Source organism: Nocardia sp. CNS-044 (genome assembly GCF_059570515.1).
The window spans coordinates 626432-644610 of record NZ_JCANSX010000008.1 but is presented as its reverse complement, the minus strand read 5'-3'; the positions used below and the strand labels follow the sequence as shown (position 1 = coordinate 644610).

Annotated in this window: 2 protein-coding genes (1 of these 2 cut by a window edge); both read right to left on the bottom strand. The window is 68.8% G+C overall.

Going from position 1 to position 18179, the window contains the following annotated elements; all coding sequences use genetic code 11:
- Positions 1 to 14: 14 nt before the first annotated feature.
- The gene (locus T333_RS22010) at positions 15 to 11843 is read right to left on the bottom strand and encodes an SDR family NAD(P)-dependent oxidoreductase (RefSeq protein WP_496425677.1); all 11829 of its coding nucleotides are present in this window, start codon (positions 11841 to 11843) and stop codon (positions 15 to 17) included.
- On the bottom strand, positions 11840 to 18179 hold the final stretch of the coding sequence (locus T333_RS22005; protein WP_496425676.1) for an SDR family NAD(P)-dependent oxidoreductase. 15209 nt of this gene lie beyond the right edge of the window; 6340 of the gene's 21549 nt are visible here — the last part of the coding sequence; the start codon falls outside the window, past its right edge; the stop codon is at positions 11840 to 11842. Before T333_RS22005 ends, T333_RS22010 begins: the two co-directional genes overlap by 4 nt.

Below are 18179 nucleotides of genomic sequence, written 5' to 3'. Positions count from 1 at the left end.
CGAACATATGTCTCTCATCGCGCCGCCTCGACGGTCGATTCGGCCGCCTTCGGCGCCGGGATGTAGCCGACCTCCGCACAGTGGGCCAAATACACCTGAACCAGTTGCTCGATCGGCGGACAGTCGATGCCCGCCGCGCCGAGCACCCGCCGGGTATACGCGCAATCGGCGTAGGAGCTCTCCTCGTAGTGGATGTAGCCGAAGAGCTCGATGCCGTACTTGAACATCTCCAGGGTCTGGCTGTCGTAGACCTCGTCGGTGCCCCGGCGATAGATCTCCCGTTCGGTGACCCGGCGATGAAATTCCTCGAGCGGCACGAGATCTACGTGGTACCCCGCCTGTTGGACGTTGCGCACGACGTCGTAGTAGCGCCGGATATCCGGGTTGGTCAGGTGGTAGGTCTCCCGATAGGTCGGTCTGCGCAACGCGATGTGCACGATCGCCGCGCTGACATAGTCGACCGGGGAGATGTCCCAGTACACCGGCGTCAGCATGGTCTCGCCGCTCTCGATCATCGTCTTGAGGATGTCGTAGTAGGCGCCCTTGACGCTCACCTCCGAGAATGGGTACCGCCCGGTGACGCTGTCCCCCATGATGTTTCCCGGACGCACGATGTCCCACAGCAGGCCACGCTCGCTCGCGGCCCTGATGAGTTTCTCGGACTCGTACTTCGTCTGCTGATACGGCAGATGGTCGTAGCCCTGGCCCAATTCGAGGTCGCGCTCGGTGAACGGCGGGTTGTTGAAGTTGAGCCGGTCACCCAGTGCACTGAAGCTGGAGACGTACACGAGATACCTGCCCCGGGACTGGAGCGCGAAATCGATAGCGCGCCTGGTGCCTTCGACGTTGATCGGGGCCAGTGCGTCGTAGAAGGTGACGAGCGTGGTCCGGCCCGCGGCGTGAATGGTCAGATCGACCTCTTGCGCGATTCTGGCCCAGGTCGTCTCGTCCAGGCCGAACCGGTCCTTCGATACGTCACCGAGCAGTGGCGTGACCCTGGCCGCGAAGGCGGCGTCGAGGGCGCCCTCCGGGTCGTAGGTGGCAAGGAAGTGCTTGATCCGTTTCTCGGCCCCGGCCAAGGAGGTGCCACGCACCAGGCAGGTCACCCGAACGTCGGTGTGCGCCAGCAGATCGTGCAGCACCTTGCCGCCGAGCACACCGGTGACGCCGGTGATGAAGACCGATTCCACCGCGATCGGGGCCTCCATGGTGACGACGGGGATGTCGTCCTGCACATCGACCGCGCGCGCGTCGGCCGTGCCCTGCGGCGCGCCGATCGACGGGGTCGCGGCCGCGATGATCCCTTCGGCGACGAGGTAGTCGGCGAGCGAGCTGATAGTCGGGTACAGCTCGATCGACTCCGCCGGAATCTTGACCTCGTGCAGCTTCATGAGCCGGTTCAGCATCCGCACCGTGGCCACGGAGTCGAAGCCGAAGTCGACGAAATCCGCGTCCAGCTCGAGTTCCGCCGGATCCGTCTTGGTGAGATCGGCGAAGATATCGCGGATCTGCTCCCGCAGTAGGGCGCGCAGCTCGTCGTCGGATTCCGCGGGCGCAGCGGGTTCCGGCTCGTCCGCGATCGGGACAGCGGCCACCATGGCGCCGTCGCCGTCCCTGGTTTCGGTGGTGTTCGCCTCGCCCGCCTCCGAGATACTCTGCGCGGTCGCACCATTCGGCCGGTGGCCATTACGCGGACCGGAACCGGTCAGCTCCGGACTCTGCGCGACGACCGTCTTGGCGACAAGTTGCGAAGTCCCGGTGTCGTTTCGATCGACCTGCGAGAAGTCGCGAGCGGTGGGCTCGGTGCGGCGTCGGTAATCCTCGGGCACGATCCAATGCCTGCGCCGCGCGAAGGCGTAGGTGGGCAGGCTGACAATGCGACCGAAGGGGCGCTCGTAAACCCGTTCCCACTCCACGGTCCACCCGCCGGCCCACAATTCGGCCGCGCGCGGCAGGTTGCCGGAGCGCAGCAAGCCGCGCATCTCGGTCCGGTCCGCCTCGGATTCACCGGGTAGCTCGTCGAGCTCGCGATGGGTGCGGGCCACGCCTCGGAACACCAGCAGCCCCGCCGCGGGCACGCGCGCGGCGGGATCGGCCGCACTCTCCAGCAGCTCGACCAGTTGCGCGGTCGAGGTGGCCACCACGGCGAGCCGATGCTCGAACGACACCCGGCCGACGGCCAGTGTCCAGGCCACATCCGCGAGCGGCAGCGGGTTCTCCCGCAGCTGCCGAGCCAATCGGCCGACCGCCTCGGTCAGGCGATCGGCGTCGCGCGCCGACAGCATCACAAGCCGCGGCTGGTCATCCGCCTCCGACGGTGGGAGCTGGCCGGCGTCGGTGAGAATCACATGGGCATTGGACCCGCCCGCGCCGAACGAGCTGACAGCGGTGATTCGCGGTGTGCCGTCGTCGGGCCGCGGCCACGCGGTGGGTGTGTCGATGATCCGGAACGGGGTCGCCCCGAAGTCGATCGCCGGGTTCGACGGGTCGCTGTGCAGGTTCGGCGCCATCGTGTCGTGCCGCAGTTGCAGCAGCGCTTTCACCACGCCCGCCGCGCCCGCGGCCGCCTCCATGTGCCCGACACTCGATTTCGCCGAGCCGATGCCGCAGTAGCCCCGCTCCGCCGTAGACCGGCGGTAGGCCCTGGTCAGCGCCGCTATCTCGATCGGATCACCCAGTGCGGTACCGGTGCCGTGTGCCTCGACGTAGCCGATGTCGCGGGCATCCACCCCGGCCGTTGTCAGGGCACGGCCGATGAGATCGGCCTGTGCCGTCGGATTCGGCACCGTGAACCCGTTGGTGCGGCCGCCGTGGTTGACGGCGCTGCCCCGGATCACGCCGTAGACCCGGTCCCCATCGGCGCGGGCATGTCGTAAAGGCTTGAGCACCAGGGTGACCACGCCCTCGCCCGGCACGTAGCCGTCACCGCCTGCGCCGAACGAGCGGCAGCGGCCATCGGTGGAGGCCCATCGTCCGTAGCCGAGCAACAAGTACTTCCCGGGGTGAATCGACACATTCACGCCGCCCGCGAGGGCATAGGCGGATTCACCGCGGCGCAGACTCTCGCACGCGAGATGCAGGGCGGTCAGCGAGGCCGAGCAGGCCGTGTCCACCGCCAGGCTCGGGCCGCTGAAACCGAGGTGATACGAAACCCGGTTGGGGATGGCGAAATAGCCGGAGATCGGCACACCGACAAAGGCTTGGTACTCGGCGTACCCGACACCGGCGAAGACACCGGCGTCGACCAGTCCGCGCGCCCGCGCGCCCGCCCGCACCCGGTCCGGCGTGTATCCCGCGTCTTCCAGAGCAGCCCAGGATGTTTCGAGAAACAGCCGCTGCTGCGGGTCCATCTCCTCGGCATCCTTCGGGGTGATACCGAAGAACCGGGCGTCGAACTTGTCGACGTCATCGATGAAGCCGCCCCAGCGCGCATAGGTGGCGCCGGGCTCGTCGGGGTCGTCGGAGTGGAAGGCGCGGTGGTCCCAGCGGTCCGGCGGCACCTCGATGATGCAGTCGCGGCCGGAAACCAGGTTGGCCCAGAATTCTTCGATATCCTGCGCCATCGGGAACCGGCCCGCCATACCGATGACGGCGATGTCGTCGTCCCGGTCGGGTGCGGGGCGAGCGGCCGGGCTGTCGACGGCGACCGTCGGGGTGGGGTCCGCCGGTGCGGTGGCGGAGGCCGGAGCATCGGGCGTGGACGGCCGGGTGGCCTCGGTGTGCAGTGCCACCAGCCGTTCCGGGTGCTCCTCGGCGAGGTAGCCCGCGAGATCCCGGACGGTTTGGTACTCGAAGAACAGGGTGCTCGGCAGTGCGCCGAAGTCCGTCTCCAGTCGATCGTTCATCCTGCTGATGAGTACCGAATCGATCCCGTAGTCCTGCAACGGAATACGTGTGCGAATCCGGTCCGCATCCAGTCGGCAGTACGCGGCGAGCAGGCCCTTCAGATACTCCTCCGCGATCTGCCCGAGGGGAGTCTCGTCGGCGGACCGTGAACTGCCCGCTTCGGCGACGGGCGCCGACCGCGGCGCAGGTGTGGGTCGAAGTACCGGTTCGGCGACTGTCGTCGCCGCGGCGGTGATCTCGGGAGCGGCACCCTCGGGCACCCAGCACCGTTCTCGCTCGAACTGGTATCCCGGTAGGTGTACCCGCTGTGCGAATTCCGCCGACCAGCCGGTGAATTCGACTCGCTCTCCCGCGACCCATCGCCGCGCGGTCTCGATCGGATCAGCGAGCACCGTCGCGGAATGTTCCGGCACGGCGGTGTCGTGGATCAGCCCGGTGAAAACACCTGCCGGAGTGTCGCCTTCGACGAAGTCGGCCAGCCGAGCGGCGAGGCCGTCGACAGAATCCGCGACGATCGCGAGGCGGTGCTCGAAGTGGGCTCGGCCGAAGGCCAAGGTACGCGCGATATCCGGGAGCATGACCTCCGGATGAGCGGCCAGATGCCTGCGCAATGCCCGCGCCGCGCGGCTGAGGCTGCCCGCCGTGCGAGCCGAGAGCACCACCACTTGCGGTCCATGGCTTCGGGTGTACCGATGCGGTGCCCGAACCAACGAGTAGTCGTCTACGACGAGATGGGCATTGGTGCCGCTGAATCCGAAGGAACTCACGGCGGCGCGGCGCGGCGCGTCAGGCCACGCACGCAGGTCGCTATTGACGAAGAACGGCGAATTCGCGAGATCCAGTAGCGGATTCACCGACTCGATGTGCAATGAGGGTGGAATCTGCCCGGCACGCATGGCCAACAGCACCTTGAACAGGCTCGCCATCCCGGCCGCGTGCGAGGCGTGACCGATATTCGACTTCACCGAGCCGATCGGGATGGTGCCCACCGTGTCGGTGTAGTGGCGGAAGGCCGACGTGAGCGCCGCCACCTCGATCGGGTCGCCCAATCGTGTTCCGGTGCCGTGTGTTTCGATGTATCCGATACTCGACGGATCGATACCGTTGGTCCGATAGACGTCGAGTTCCAGCTCGGCTTGGGAGCGTGTGCTCGGCGCGGTGATGCCGTTGGTGCGACCGTCGTGGTTCACACCGATGCCGCGGATCACCCCCCGGATCGGGTCGCCGTCTCGTTCGGCCGCGGCCAGCGGCTTCAATACCACCACGCCGACGCCTTCGGCGATCACGAACCCGTCCGCGGCCGCGTCGAAGCTCGCGCAGCGGCCGTGTGGCGACAGCATCCCCATCGACGAGGCCAGCAGGTGGTACTCGGGCGTCACGAAGACGGCAACCCCACCCGCCAGCGCGAGCTCGGATTCACCGGTGGCGAGGCTGCGGCAGGCCTGGTGCACCGCGACCAACGCCGACGAGCAGGCGGTGTCCAGCCCGAGACACGGTCCGGTGAGATCGAGGTGGTAGGCCACTCTGGCGGGCAGGATGGCCGGGCTGTTCCCGGTGAACATATGGTGCGAGCCGAACCCGGCGCGGTTGCGCAGCAGCGTCGCGTAGTCGGATCCGGGCGAGCCCGCGAATACACCACACCGGCTGCGTCGCAGAGATTTCGCATCGATCGCCGCGTCTTCCAGCGCCAGCCAGCTGTGTTCGAGGAACAACCGCTGCTGCGGGTCCATATAGTCGGCCTCGGCGGGCACCATATCGAAGAACGTCGGATCGAAGCGGTCGATATCGTCAAGGAATCCGCCCCATTTCGAGTAGGTCCTGCCGGGCGTCACCGGTCCCGGCCGGAAATGGTCGGCGATCGGCCACCGCGACGGCGGCACCTCGGTCACCGCGTCCCGTCCCTCGGCGAGGTTTCGCCAGAATTCGTCGAGATTCGCGGCGCCGGGGAACCGGCCCGACATTCCGATGACAGCGATATCCGTCGACTGCGTCGCCGTCCTTTTAGAAGGGATCAACGATGCGATCGCGGGGCGGACGGATGCTGCCGTGCCGGCCGGTGTGGCGGTGCCGGGCGCCGAGGTGGCTGCTGATGGCGCGTCGGTGGGTGCCGCGGCGGCGATCGCGCCCTCGTCGGCGATCCGGCGGCTCAGTTGCCGCACCGACGGGTGATCGAAGACCACCGTCGGCCGCAGTGACAACCCGTAGCGGGCATTGACCCGGTCGATGATCTTGACCGCGAGAATCGAGTCGACGCCGTATTCGGACAGCGGCAGCTCCGGGTGCACTTCGGCGCCCGATACCCCCAGCCCCTCCGCGACCATGCCGGTGACCTCGGCCTCGAGGCGCGAAACATCCACCGCGTCCACGTGATCGGGCGAGGCGGACGGGGTCGCCATGCCAACCGCATCCTGCTGCGGCAGGTCGGCCACGAGCGCGGGCACGGAGTCGCTCACCCCCGCCAGCAGGCGGAAACTCGGCTCCGTGTCGGCGGACAGCCCGGGACCCCAAGCCCGCACGCCGGTGTAGCCCGCGTTGGCCAGTGCGACACGCCACTGGTCCTCGGAAAGCAACGGCGAGTGCGCGATTCGCAGTTCGGGATCCCGATACCCGTGCCAGCCGTCGAGCAATCCGAAGGTCAGCGCGAGCACCTCGAGATCGGTGGTCGCCTCGATGAACGCCAGCACACCCGACGGCGCGAGCAGACGGCGGACATGATGCAGTGCGGGTCCGATCGCCCGCACCGCGTGTAAGACGTTGGCGCACACCACGAGGTCGGCGCTCTCGACCGGGAACCCCTGCGTCACCGGATCGGCCTCGATATCCAGCACCCCGAAACGCATTCCGGCTCGGTCGGCGAAGGTGCGCCTGCCGTGCGCGACGAAGCTCTGCGACACATCGGTGTAGTGGTATTCGAACGACGCACCGGAGGCGACGAGTGCGGATACCACGGCGTGCGTCGAGCCGCCGGTGCCCGCGCCGACCTCCACCACCCGCAGCGGCGCGGCATTGCCGGTCCGCTCCTGCGCGAGGGCCGCCACCAGATCGGCGAGCAGGCCGTTGGTGAAGTCATAGGCCGCGTTCCCCCGGTAGATCGCACCGACCAAATCGAGTTCGCCGCGCGGGAACAGCACCTCGGTCGCCGCCAGCTCGCCGCGCAGCACCCGTGGGTAGGCGGCCAGGCAGGCGTCGACCAGCGTCACATACGGTTCGGTCTGGGGGAATCGGGCGAGCAGGTCCGCGCGCATCCACGTCGTTCCCGGTGGTGGCCCGGTAACCACGATGGCGTCGCCCTCGCCCCGCACCAATCCGTGCCGGAGCAGGATGTCGAGGCAGCTGGCGAGCAGTCGCCGGAAGCGTGGCAGCGCACCGATTCGACCGCGCACCGATTCGACCGACCACTCCCCCGCCGTAAGCCCGAGGTCGGTCAGTACGCCGAACAGTCGCATCGCCGCATAGCGCCCCAGCTCCGTTTGTCCGGGCTCGACGATCCCGCCCTGGCGCGGGGTGGACTCGAATCGTGCCACCGCCGCGTCGAATCCCGACTTCGGTGGCGCGATGATCCAGTACTCCCGTTGCTCGAATGGGTAGCCGGGCAGCGGTATCCGTCGGGCTGGTTCGGTCCAGTCGATCGCGGCTCCCGCGACCCACTGTCGTGCCACCTGTTCGGGGGACGTCGCCGACCCGAGTTCCGCCGACCGCGTGGAAGCGCCCGGCGCTCCGGTCACCACGGGGCTCGCCTGGTCGCCGTGGTATTGCCCGAGCGCGGTTGCCACCGCATGGGGGCTGGTGGCGACAACCGCGAGCCGATACCCGAGCGCGGGCCTGCCGACCTGCAGCGTGCGCACCGCATCGGCGAAATCGGCGGGATCCAGCGCGCGGAAATGCCGCGCCATCGTCTCGGCATAGCGCCGGAGCTGACCGGCCGACCGCGCCGAAAGAACGAAGACCTCCGGTTCGCCCGTCGCCGCGGGCCGCGCCCGCTGGTCGATGAACTCCGCGAGCACCACATGCGCATTCGCACCGCCCGCGCCGAATGCGCTGATCCCCGCACGACGCGGCGCCGCGATGCCGTCGACGGTGGCGCGCGGCCAGTCTTCGAGCTGCTGCGGCAGATGGAACGGCACCGTGTCGAACGCGACCGCGGGATTGAGCTGTGCCGCATGCAAGGTCGGCGCGATGCGGCCGTGCCGGAATTGCAGCAGCACCCTGGTGAGGCCCGCGATACCCGCGGCCGCCTCCAGATGTCCGATATTCGATTTCGTCGAGCCGAGCGCACGCTGCCGCCCATCGCCGCCTGCGTCCCCGAATACCGTTGCCAAGCCAGCGATTTCGATCGGATCGCCGAGGGCGGTGCCGGTGCCGTGCGCCTCGAGGTAGCCGATCGTCCCGGGTTCGACTCCGGCCGCGCGTAGCGCCTCGGTGATCACCTCGGCCTGCGCCCCGGGATGAGGCACGCTGTACCCGGCGGTCTGCCCCCCGTGATTCACCGCGCTGCCCAGCACCAAGCCGTGGATGGTGTCGCCGTCGGCGAGGGCGGTGCGCAGCGGTTTGAGATAGACCGCGCCAACCCCTTCGCCGGGCACGTAACCGTCGGCCCCCGCGCCGAACGGCCTGCACCTTCCGGTGTCCGACACCATTCCCAAACTGCTCAGCAGCAGAAACTTGTCCTGGTGCAGCAGCAGGTTCACACCGCCGACGATCGCCGCGTCGCACTCGCCGTCCAGCAGACTGCGCCGGGCCAGATGCAGCGCGGTGAGGGACGCCGAACACGCCGTGTCCACGGTGAGGCTCGGCCCGCGCAGGCCGAGAGAGTACGACGTCCGGTTGGCAATGGACGACGGAATCGATGCCACCGCGACCGGATCGCCGTGACGCGTGGCTTCCACGCCGAGCAGCCGGTAGTCGCTCCAGGTCGCGCCGACGAACACGCCGACCCGCCGATCCCGGACGGCGGGATCCTCGTGGTGGTAGCCCGCGTGTTCGAGCGCCGCGTACGCCTGCTGGAGGAACAGCCGCTCCTGCGGATCCATGAGCGGGGCGTGTGCGGGCGGAATTCGAAAGAACTGCGGATCGAAACCGGCCACATCCCGCAGGAATCCACCCGTCATCGGCGGGGCGCCCGCCGAGTGCTCGGTGGCGGTGAGCCACCACCGTTGCGCCGGAACGGGTCCGACCGCGTCGTGTCCGTCGCGCAGGTTGCGCCAGAACTCGTCGAGGGTGTCGGCATCCGGGTAGCGGCCGCTGAAACCGACGATGGCGAGGGTGGTTTCGTCCTCTGCTCGGCTACGCTGCGGTACGGGGTCGGCGGGTGTGCCGGAATTCCCCGAGGGTTCCTCGGTCGGTCTCGCCGCGGGGGTTGTCTGATCCGTACGCAGTCGTGCACGCACGGTGTCCGCGTCGCCCCAGACACAGGCCACTTGGGCGCGATCGGCCGACGCGGACGACATCAGCAGATCGAGTCCGATGTCGGTGGGCAGCAAGCCGATTCCGGCCCGGCGCAGCGCCTCGATCTGCTCGGTGGGCGGGCGCATCCCGCCCTCGGCCCACAGCGGCCAATTGATGCTGATCACCCGGGGTGATCCCGCGGTGTGATCGTGCAGTTCGGCGAAGGCATCGAGATACCGATTCGCCGCCGCGTAATCCGCTTGGCCCGGATTGCCCAGGACTGCGGAGACCGACGAGAACAGCATCATCAGGCGAGCCTCCGGGACAGCCCTGATCAGCCACTCGGCACCGCAGAGTTTCGGCGCAAGAACGGATCTCGCCGCGGCACCGGGGGTGCTGGCGACCAAACCGTCGCGCAACTCTCCGGCGCCGTGGTACACCGCGTCGATACGTCCGAAGGTAGCGCGTGCGATCGCAACGGCGCGCTCGACGTCGGCGGCGTCGGAGATGTCGGCCCGTACGTGAACGGCTTCGCCGCCGAGGCCGGTGATCTCGGCGAGCAGCCTTGCCCCCGACTCGTCGAGCGGACCGCGCGATACCAATACCAGCCTGGCTCGGTACTCGCGGGCGAGCCTGCGGGCGAGCTGTTTGCCGATGCCACCGAAGCCGCCGGTCACCATCGCCACCAGGCGTTGTTCGAGCTGTGGGGCGGTCGTTCCCGTCGCGGCGACGGAGATTTCGCGTGGCGTCCGGACCTCGCGGCGGCCCGCGCGGTAGCGGATCTCGGTCGCCGGGTCGTGATCTATGGCGAGCTCGGTAGCGATCACGGCGTCGAAATCGGCTGCCGTATCACACAGTACGGCCCGGACAATCGGCCGGGGCAGCTCGAGCCGGACGGTGCGCGCGAATCCACCGATCAGTGCGCTGCTGAGTGTTCCCGGGGTGGACGCTGCCGAAAGGGCCAGTACACGGTGCACAGGTGCGTCCGGCGCATCCGCCATGGCCCGCACCAACTCGCGCAGCGGGAGGTACACCTGCTCCGTGATCCGGTGCGGGTCGATCTCGGCTCCGGCGAGGCGTTCGCTCCACAGGTACACCGCCGCGTCGAAGGAGAGGCGTCGGGTGGACAGCTCGGTGAGCAGTGACCGCAGGTGTTGTGGGTCGGCGGGATCGACAACGAATTCGGAGGTACCGGAGACGAAGTCATCACCGGGCCGGACCCGGATGACCGTTGCCCGTCCCCGGTGCCGATACGGCTGGTCCGCGGTGTCGAAGACGAGCAGGCTGCCGGGTTCCCGCCGCGGATGTGGCGAATCCGCAGGCTGCCACTCGAATCCGAAGGTGATCAGGCTGTCGCGATGCGGTTCGGTCGGTTGCACTGCCACCGGCTCCGTCGTGGCCGCACGGTATCGCGAGCCGACGGTGTCGGCCAGATGCCCCGCGAGCGCATCGATGGTCTGGTACTCGAACAGCAGAGTCGGGTAGAGCGGTTCACCGACCCGCGCCTCCAACTCCGAGGTCAACCGCAGTAGTCGGCTCGAATCGAGTCCGAGTTCATAGAAACCCACGTCGGTCGCGATGCCGGTGGAGTCGACGGCCATCTCGGCGGCGACGAGCGCCGCCAGGTCCGCGGTGATCACCGCGAGCGGATCCCGCGTATCCGCCCGATGGCTCGGCGCGGATTCGGTGTGGGCCGGTGCCGGTCCGATCGGACCGGTCGAAGCCGCGACCGGTGACATCGTCGCCGTCGGCTGTGCCGCGTCGGACTCGGTCAGCAACCGATGGATATCCGCGCTGCCTCGAACGCGTTTGGAGGTCAGCCGGTATTCCGCGATCGCGCGGCCGGCCTCGTCGTACAGCTGCACATCCGCCCGCAACAGATCCTGTGCGTGGCCGCGGACCGCGGCACGCACGAACACCCGCTCCGGCGTCGGGCGCCACGCCCTTACCTCGCTGAAGTGGATCGGAATGAACGCGCTGTCGTCATCGATGCCCAGTCGACGCGGATCGACGAAGGGCACGATCGTCGACGCGTCCAAGAACGTCGGATGCAGCAGGAATCCGGGCAGGGACGCCGCCCCTTCCGCACCGAGCGTCAACTCCGCGGTCACCACCTCCTCGTGGCGACCGAAAACGCCTGCGGCGCGCATGAAATCGCGATGCGCGATGCCACGACTACCGCTCTGCCGATACATCTCGTCCAGGCCGCGGGCCGCGACCAGCGCGGCCCGGAGCGCACCCGGCTCCGCGGGTTCCGGATCGGAGAATGAATCAGGATGCGCGACGACGCATTCGGCGACCAGCTCGATGGGACCGGTCGGCACGCCCGAGTCGAGCCGCTGCACATCGATGCGAACGCGACCGCTGCTCGCCTCCACCCGGAACGCGACGCGGACCGCGCCGCCGGTGTCCAACGCGACCGGCCGATGGAAGAACGCCTCCCGGATCACCAGGTCCGCCGGTGCGTGGCCGGCCGCCATCGCGGCACGCATAATCATGTCGAGATACACCACGCCGGGCAGGATCCGCACGCCGTGCACCCGATGGTCGCGCACCACGGGATCGTCCGCGAGGACGGTGGTGGCAAAACTGTTCAGCTCGATCCCACTCATACCAGCGGCTCCACACGCAGAAAGGACGTGGTCGGCGCGGGCGTCGTGGGCGCCGAAGGAAGCACGATCCGGGACCCGGGATCGGTCGATCTGCTCGGAACCGTTTTCGGCAGCATGAAGCTCCTCTTGCGGAAGACGGGAGGCGACAACGGGTTACGCACCGGACGGTGCGCCGCAGGGGCCTCTTCGACGATCAGGTGTGCGTTGGTGCCGCCGAACCCGAACGAGCTGACGCCCGCGGCACGGGGCCTGCCGTCGGCGCTGCGCCACGGGCGCAGCTCGCGGTTGATGTACAGCGGTGACCCGGTGAACGCGAAACGCGGGTTGAGGTTCTCGCAATGCAGCGAAGGCGGCAGCGCGCCATGGTGCACCGCGAGAATCGTTTTCACCGCACCGGCGATCCCGGCGGCCGAAAGCAGATGGCCGATATTGGTTTTCACACTGCCGACCGCGCACGGCTCCGGACCGCGGGAACGGTCGCCGAGCACGGTCGCCAAGGCCTTCAGTTCGATCGGATCACCGATCATGGTGCCGGTGCCATGTGCTTCGACGTAGCTCAGTGCGTCGGGCGACATGCCCGCCGCGTCGAGGGCGGCGGTGATGACCTCGATCTGCGCGTGCATATTGGGGGTGGTGATGCCCATCGTGTGCCCGTCGTTGCCGATCGCCGAGCCGCGCAGCACCGCGTAGATCCGGTCCCCATCGCGGACCGCGTCGTCGAGTCGCTTGAGCAGCAGCAGTGCCGCGCCCTCGCCCGGCACGAAACCGTCGGCGTGCTCGGAGAAGGTGGCGCAACGACCGTTCGGGGACAGCACGCCTGCCGCGGCCAGCGTCAGGAACGGCGTCTCGTCCAACAGCACCTCGACACCACCCGCCAGTGCCGCGTCGAGTTCGCCCGCGCGCAGCGCCTGACAGGCCAGGTGCACCGATACCAGCGACGACGAGCAGGCGCTGTCCAGTATGAGATTGCCCGCGTGCCAATCGAAGTAGTCGGAGATGCGGGCGGCGATGAAGTTCTGCCCGATGCCGACGATAGTGTGCCGGTCGGCGACCGGGATGCGGTTGAAGTAGTTGGCCGTGCGGCTGCCCGCGTACACCCCGATCCGGCGGCCCGCGAGTTCGTCGCGGCGATATCCGGCATCCGCGGTCGCCAGGACGGACGCTTCCAGTAGCAACCGCTGCAAGGGATCCATTTGCCAGGCGAGCTCGTCACTGATCCCGAAGAACTCGGGGTCGAACAGATCGACGCCGTCGACGAAGCCGCCCCACTTGCTATTGGTCAGTCCCTGACCACCGGTCGGGCGGTAGTACCTCGCCGGATCCCAGCGCGCCGGATCGACCTCGCGGATGCCGGATTCGCCGGTGGCGAGCATGCGCCAGAACGCGTTCGGGTCGTCCCCGCCCGGCAAGCGGCAGCCGATGCCGACGACGGCGATCGGTGCCACCGATCCACCGCGCCCCTGTTCCGATGCCGGAAGCCCGCCGGTGCGGTGCGCGCCGTCGCCATTGGTCGCGGCATGGCCGACTGTGCGCGCTGGACCTCGAGCAGCCTGGGGTGCGGTCGGATTCGAATGCGATGTCGCGGCGAACAGTTCCGGATGCTGTTCGGTCAGCAAGTCGGCCAGTGCGTCCAGTGTCGGGTACTCCAGCACCAGTGCGGGGTCGAAGGGCTGTCCGGTCACCTTTTCGATGCGGCGTACCGCGGAGGCGATGAGCACGGAGTCCGCGCCGTACTCCTCGAAGCGCTTGTGCCCCTCGAAGCGGGCGGGAGCCAGCTTCAGCTCGTCGGAGAAGATTTCCAGCAAGTCTTGATATGCCCGGCCCCGCCCGCCGCGTGGAGCGGCGTCGACGGCAGGCGGGGCCGCGGCCGATGTCGACGCCACGGCGGGCTTCGACGGGTGGAGCGAGAGTTGCAGTGGTGCACCGTGATAGGGCAACACGACCGGTGTGTCGGCCACGCCGAGGATGCCGTCGAGGAGATCGAAACCCGCCGCGGCCGTCATCGTCGGCAGCCCGGTCGACCGGTACGCCGACGTCGTCACCTCACCGAACCCGGTGCCGCGGAAGGACGGCCACTGGATCGAACGGAACCATGTCCTTCCCTTGGCGTGCTGGGCCTCGGCGAACCGGTCCAGGTGTGCGTTGGCCATGGCATAGTCCGACAACCCGACCGCGAGGCCGGGCAGGACGGCCGAGACCGAGGAGAACAGCACGAAGAAGTCCGGCCGATCCACGGCGAGCACCTCCGCCAGCACCTCCGTTCCGGAGATCTTCGGCGCCAGTACGTCCGCGACCGCAGGCGCGGTCTTGCGGACGAACGCGGGACTCTCCGCGGAAACACTTCCCGCGCAATGCAATACCCCGCCGATCGGGCCCAGCTCGCGCCGGACCTCCGCGAAGAATCGGGCCAGTGCCGCCTCGTCGGTGAGGCTGCCGAAATAGGTGCGTATCGCGACGCCTCGGTCGCGCAGCGCGGCCAGCCGCCGCGCTTTTTCCGCCTGCGGGCCGTCGGTGCCGGCCAGCCGAGACCATTCGGATTCGGGCGGCAGCGGCTCCCGTCCGAGGACGACCAGCCGCCGGGCTCCGCGTTCTACGAGCATGGCCGCGAACTCCGCGCCCAAGCCGCGGGTTCCGCCGGTCACGACATAGGTGCGTGCGGGATCCACGACGAGTCCGGGGCGCGGCGTCACCGATTCGAGCCCGATGGTCTCGCGCCGCCCCGCCAGGTACCGCACGCGCGGAGCACCATCACCGACGGAGGCGCATTCCGCACCCAGGATCTCGATCAGCGACTTCGGATCCGCGCAGACAGTGGCACGGTGGTCCACCAGATGCACAGTTCGGGTGTGCACGTCACCGATCTCGTCGGCGAGGGCCGCGACCAATCCGGCGAGCGGCGTGCACTCCGGACCGTCGATGCCCGGGTGCCCCGCTGCCATGTGCAGCAGGATCAGGGCGCCCGCTCGGGCGTCGATCACTGCCTGGTACAAGCCCATTCGGCCGAGATCCGTCGTCGGCCGGTGGCCCGAAGGCAGCGGGACGAGGTCGCAGAGATCGATCACGCTGTCGGTGTCCGGGTATCGCGCCACCAGTGCACGGCCGAGCTGGGCGCCCGCGGCGAAGTCGGCGCGGGCGAGGCCATCGCCGTGTGGGGCATCGGTGACCCGGATCAGACGCTGCGGATCGCCGAACGTCGCCATGAGCGTCTCGACCAGGGATGCGGGTGTCTCGGCGTCGTACAGGACCAATGGCCGACGGTCGCGTACATCACCGCGGTCGGGTTCCGCGGGCTGCCACACGGGCGCCAGTGCGCGCTGTCGCTCGCGAGGGGTGCCCGTTTCCAGGACCGCGGCCGAGCCCTCGTCTGCGGCCGCTACGTCGGGGATCCAGTAGCGTTCGCGGGCGAACGGGTAGGTCGGCAGGGGGATGCGGCGATGGGGTCCGTTCTCGCGCACGGTCTCCCAATCGATCTCGCGGCCGTTTAGCCAGCCCGCGACGCGGTCGTCCGCGGCCGCACGCGCCATACCGCGTGCGCCGGGCGCGTCCTCGACCCAGGCGCGGACCGCCGCGCGGAGCTCGTCGAGATCGCGGGCTGTGAACGCGGTCCGTGCGGTGCCCGTCAGCCTGCCGACCTGCATGGTGTACGCCAGGTCGGCCAGGTTCGGTTGCCGGGTGGAGAGGAAACGGTCCAGTGCGGCAACGTATTCGGTGAGGCGCTCGGTGTCCCTGGCCGACACGGGCACGACTTGATCGCCGTACCACCGGGTGGCGGGCCGCTGATCCACATACTCCTCGAGCACGACATTCGCATTGGATCCCCCGGCGCCGAATGAGCTGATCGTCGCTCGTCGCGGCTGCCCGGGACCACCGGACGGCCACGGCAGCGGTCGATCGGGAATCCGGAACGAAGTGCTGGCGAAGTCGATGTTCGGGTTGGGTGGGGTCGCGTGCAGTGAAGGCACGATGGTCTCGTGGCGCAGTTGGAGCAGCACCTTGGTCAATGCCGCCACGCCTGCCGCGGCTTCCAGATGCCCGACGTTGGACTTCACCGAGCCGATGGGCAGCTCGGCCCGCCCGGTACCACCGAATACCTTTGTCAGGCCCGCGATTTCGATCGGGTCGCCGAGGGCGGTCCCGGTGCCGTGCGCCTCGATGTAGGACACGGACTCCGGATCGACGCCGCCGTTGCGCAATGCCGAACGGATCACCGCCGCCTGCACCGTCGGATTGGGCACCGTGAAGCCGTTCACCCGGCCCCCATGGTTCACCGCGGTGCCCTTGATGACCGCGTGGATGGTGTCGCCGTCGGCCTCGGCGTCGGCCAGCGGCCGCAGCACCAGCGCGCCGACACCCTCACCGGCCACATACCCGTCGCCGCCCGCCCCGAAGGAACGGCAGCGCCCGTCGGTCGAGGCGAACTGCCCCTGGCTCAACGCCACGAACTTGTACGGGTGCAGCGACAGGTTCACCCCGCCGACCACGGCCAACCGGCACTCCCCGGTCCGAAGACTCTGGCAGGCCAGGTGCAGCGCGGTCAGCGACGACGAACAGGCGGTGTCCACCGCCATGCTCGGCCCCTGGAAATCGAGCGCGTGTGACACCCGGTTGGCGACGCTCCAGAAGGTCGACGCGGGCAAGGTCCCGCGTCCCAGCCGCGATTCCTCCGCGCCGAACATCTGGTACGTGCCCCACATGATGCCGACGAACACCCCGGCCTCCTCGGGACGCAACCCGCCCCGCGCCAGATCCGCCCTCGAATGCCCCGCGTCTTCCAAAGCGGCCCAGGCAGTTTGCAGGAACAGCCGCTCCTGCGGATCCATCACCTCCGCCTCGCGCGGCGAGATCGCGAAGAAGAGCGGATCGAAACAATCGACATCGTCGAGGAACCCGCCCCACTTGGTGTAGGAGGTATGCGGGTTGTGCCGATCGGGGACGAAGTACCGCGAATGATCCCACCGCTGCCGCGGAATCTCGGTAATGCAGTCGCGTCCCTCGAGCAGCACCCGCCAGTACTCGTCCAACCCGTCCGCCCCCGGATACCGGCCGCTCACACCCACGATGGCGATGTCCCCGACGCCATCGCTCGGGTGCTCCCGCCGGTACGGCGCGGAGAACGAGAGACCGCCTACCCGAACCGTTTCCGAATCCACGTCACTCCTCGCGGCCGCATACGCACCGTTCTCGTCGAGTGCGAGACCCGCCGCCCGATCTTCCCCATGCCGGACACCGTTCGATGCGGGCGCGCCGGGGCCGAAAGTCTCCGCGGGAACGTCGCGCTGTGGTGGTCGCGAAACCGCATCCCGGGCCTGCCCTGCCTGCGAACTCGCCGTGGACGAGTCGCGGTGCCGCGAATCCGGCTGTCGGCCCGCGGGGCCCAATTGCACGAGCAAATCGATGACCGCGCGCGGGGTCGGGTATTCGAAAGCCAGTGTGGCGGGCAGGCGATGCCCGACGGAGCGGGACAGCTCGTCCCGGATCTCGATGGCCGCGACGGAATCCAGGCCGAGTTCGTGCAGTGGACGATCGAGGTCGGCATCGGGGGCAAGGCCGACACAGCGCCGGACCAGTGCCGCCATCTCGGTATCGACATCGGTTCGATCCTGGGTGGGCGGGCGCTGCACCGCGACGGAAGACGGGCCGGGCGGCAGTGTGTCGCCACCGGCGAGACCCGCCAGCACGTCGGGCGGCTCGACGCCGGACCGGTGCAGGGTGGACAGGTCGAGCGGCAGCGCCGTGAGCGCACCACTGTCCGAATCTATGGTGTGCGAGAGGATTTCGAGCGCACGTCGATCGGAAAGCAGCTGGTAGCCACGGCGGGACAGGCGTCGCACATCGCCATCGCCGAGCCGGTCGACCATGCCGGTTCCGGCCCAAGGGCCCCAGGCGATCGACAGCGCGGGTAGGCCCGCGGCGCGGCGCAGCTCGGCCAACCCGTCCAGGAACGCGTTGGCCGCACCGTAACTCGATTGGCCGGGCAGGCCGACCACCGCCGACGCCGAGGAGAACAGCAGGAAGAACCGCAGTGCGCGCGGTGCGGTCAGCTCGTGCAGATGCCAGGCGCCGTGCAGTTTCGGCGCGAACACCCGGCCCAGTCGCGTCGCGGTCTGCTCGGCGATCACCCCGTCATCGAGCACACCCGCCAGGTGAACCACGCCGGCCAGCGGTGGGAGTTCACGGTCGATCCAGTCCAGTGTGGCCGCGACCGCGGCACGGTCGGCCACGTCGAGGGCGCGGACTTCGACACGCGCGCCACGTGCCCTGAGCTCGGTGATCAGCTGGATCGCCGTGGCGTCCGGTGCGCCCCGACCGGCCAGGACCAGGCTGCGCGTGCCGCGG

Excerpts from the sequence above, each read along its gene's own strand:
- T333_RS22010 (WP_496425677.1), bottom strand. The coding sequence starts at position 11,843 with ATGAGTGGGATCGAGCTGAACAGTTTTGCCACCACCGTCCTCGCGGAC.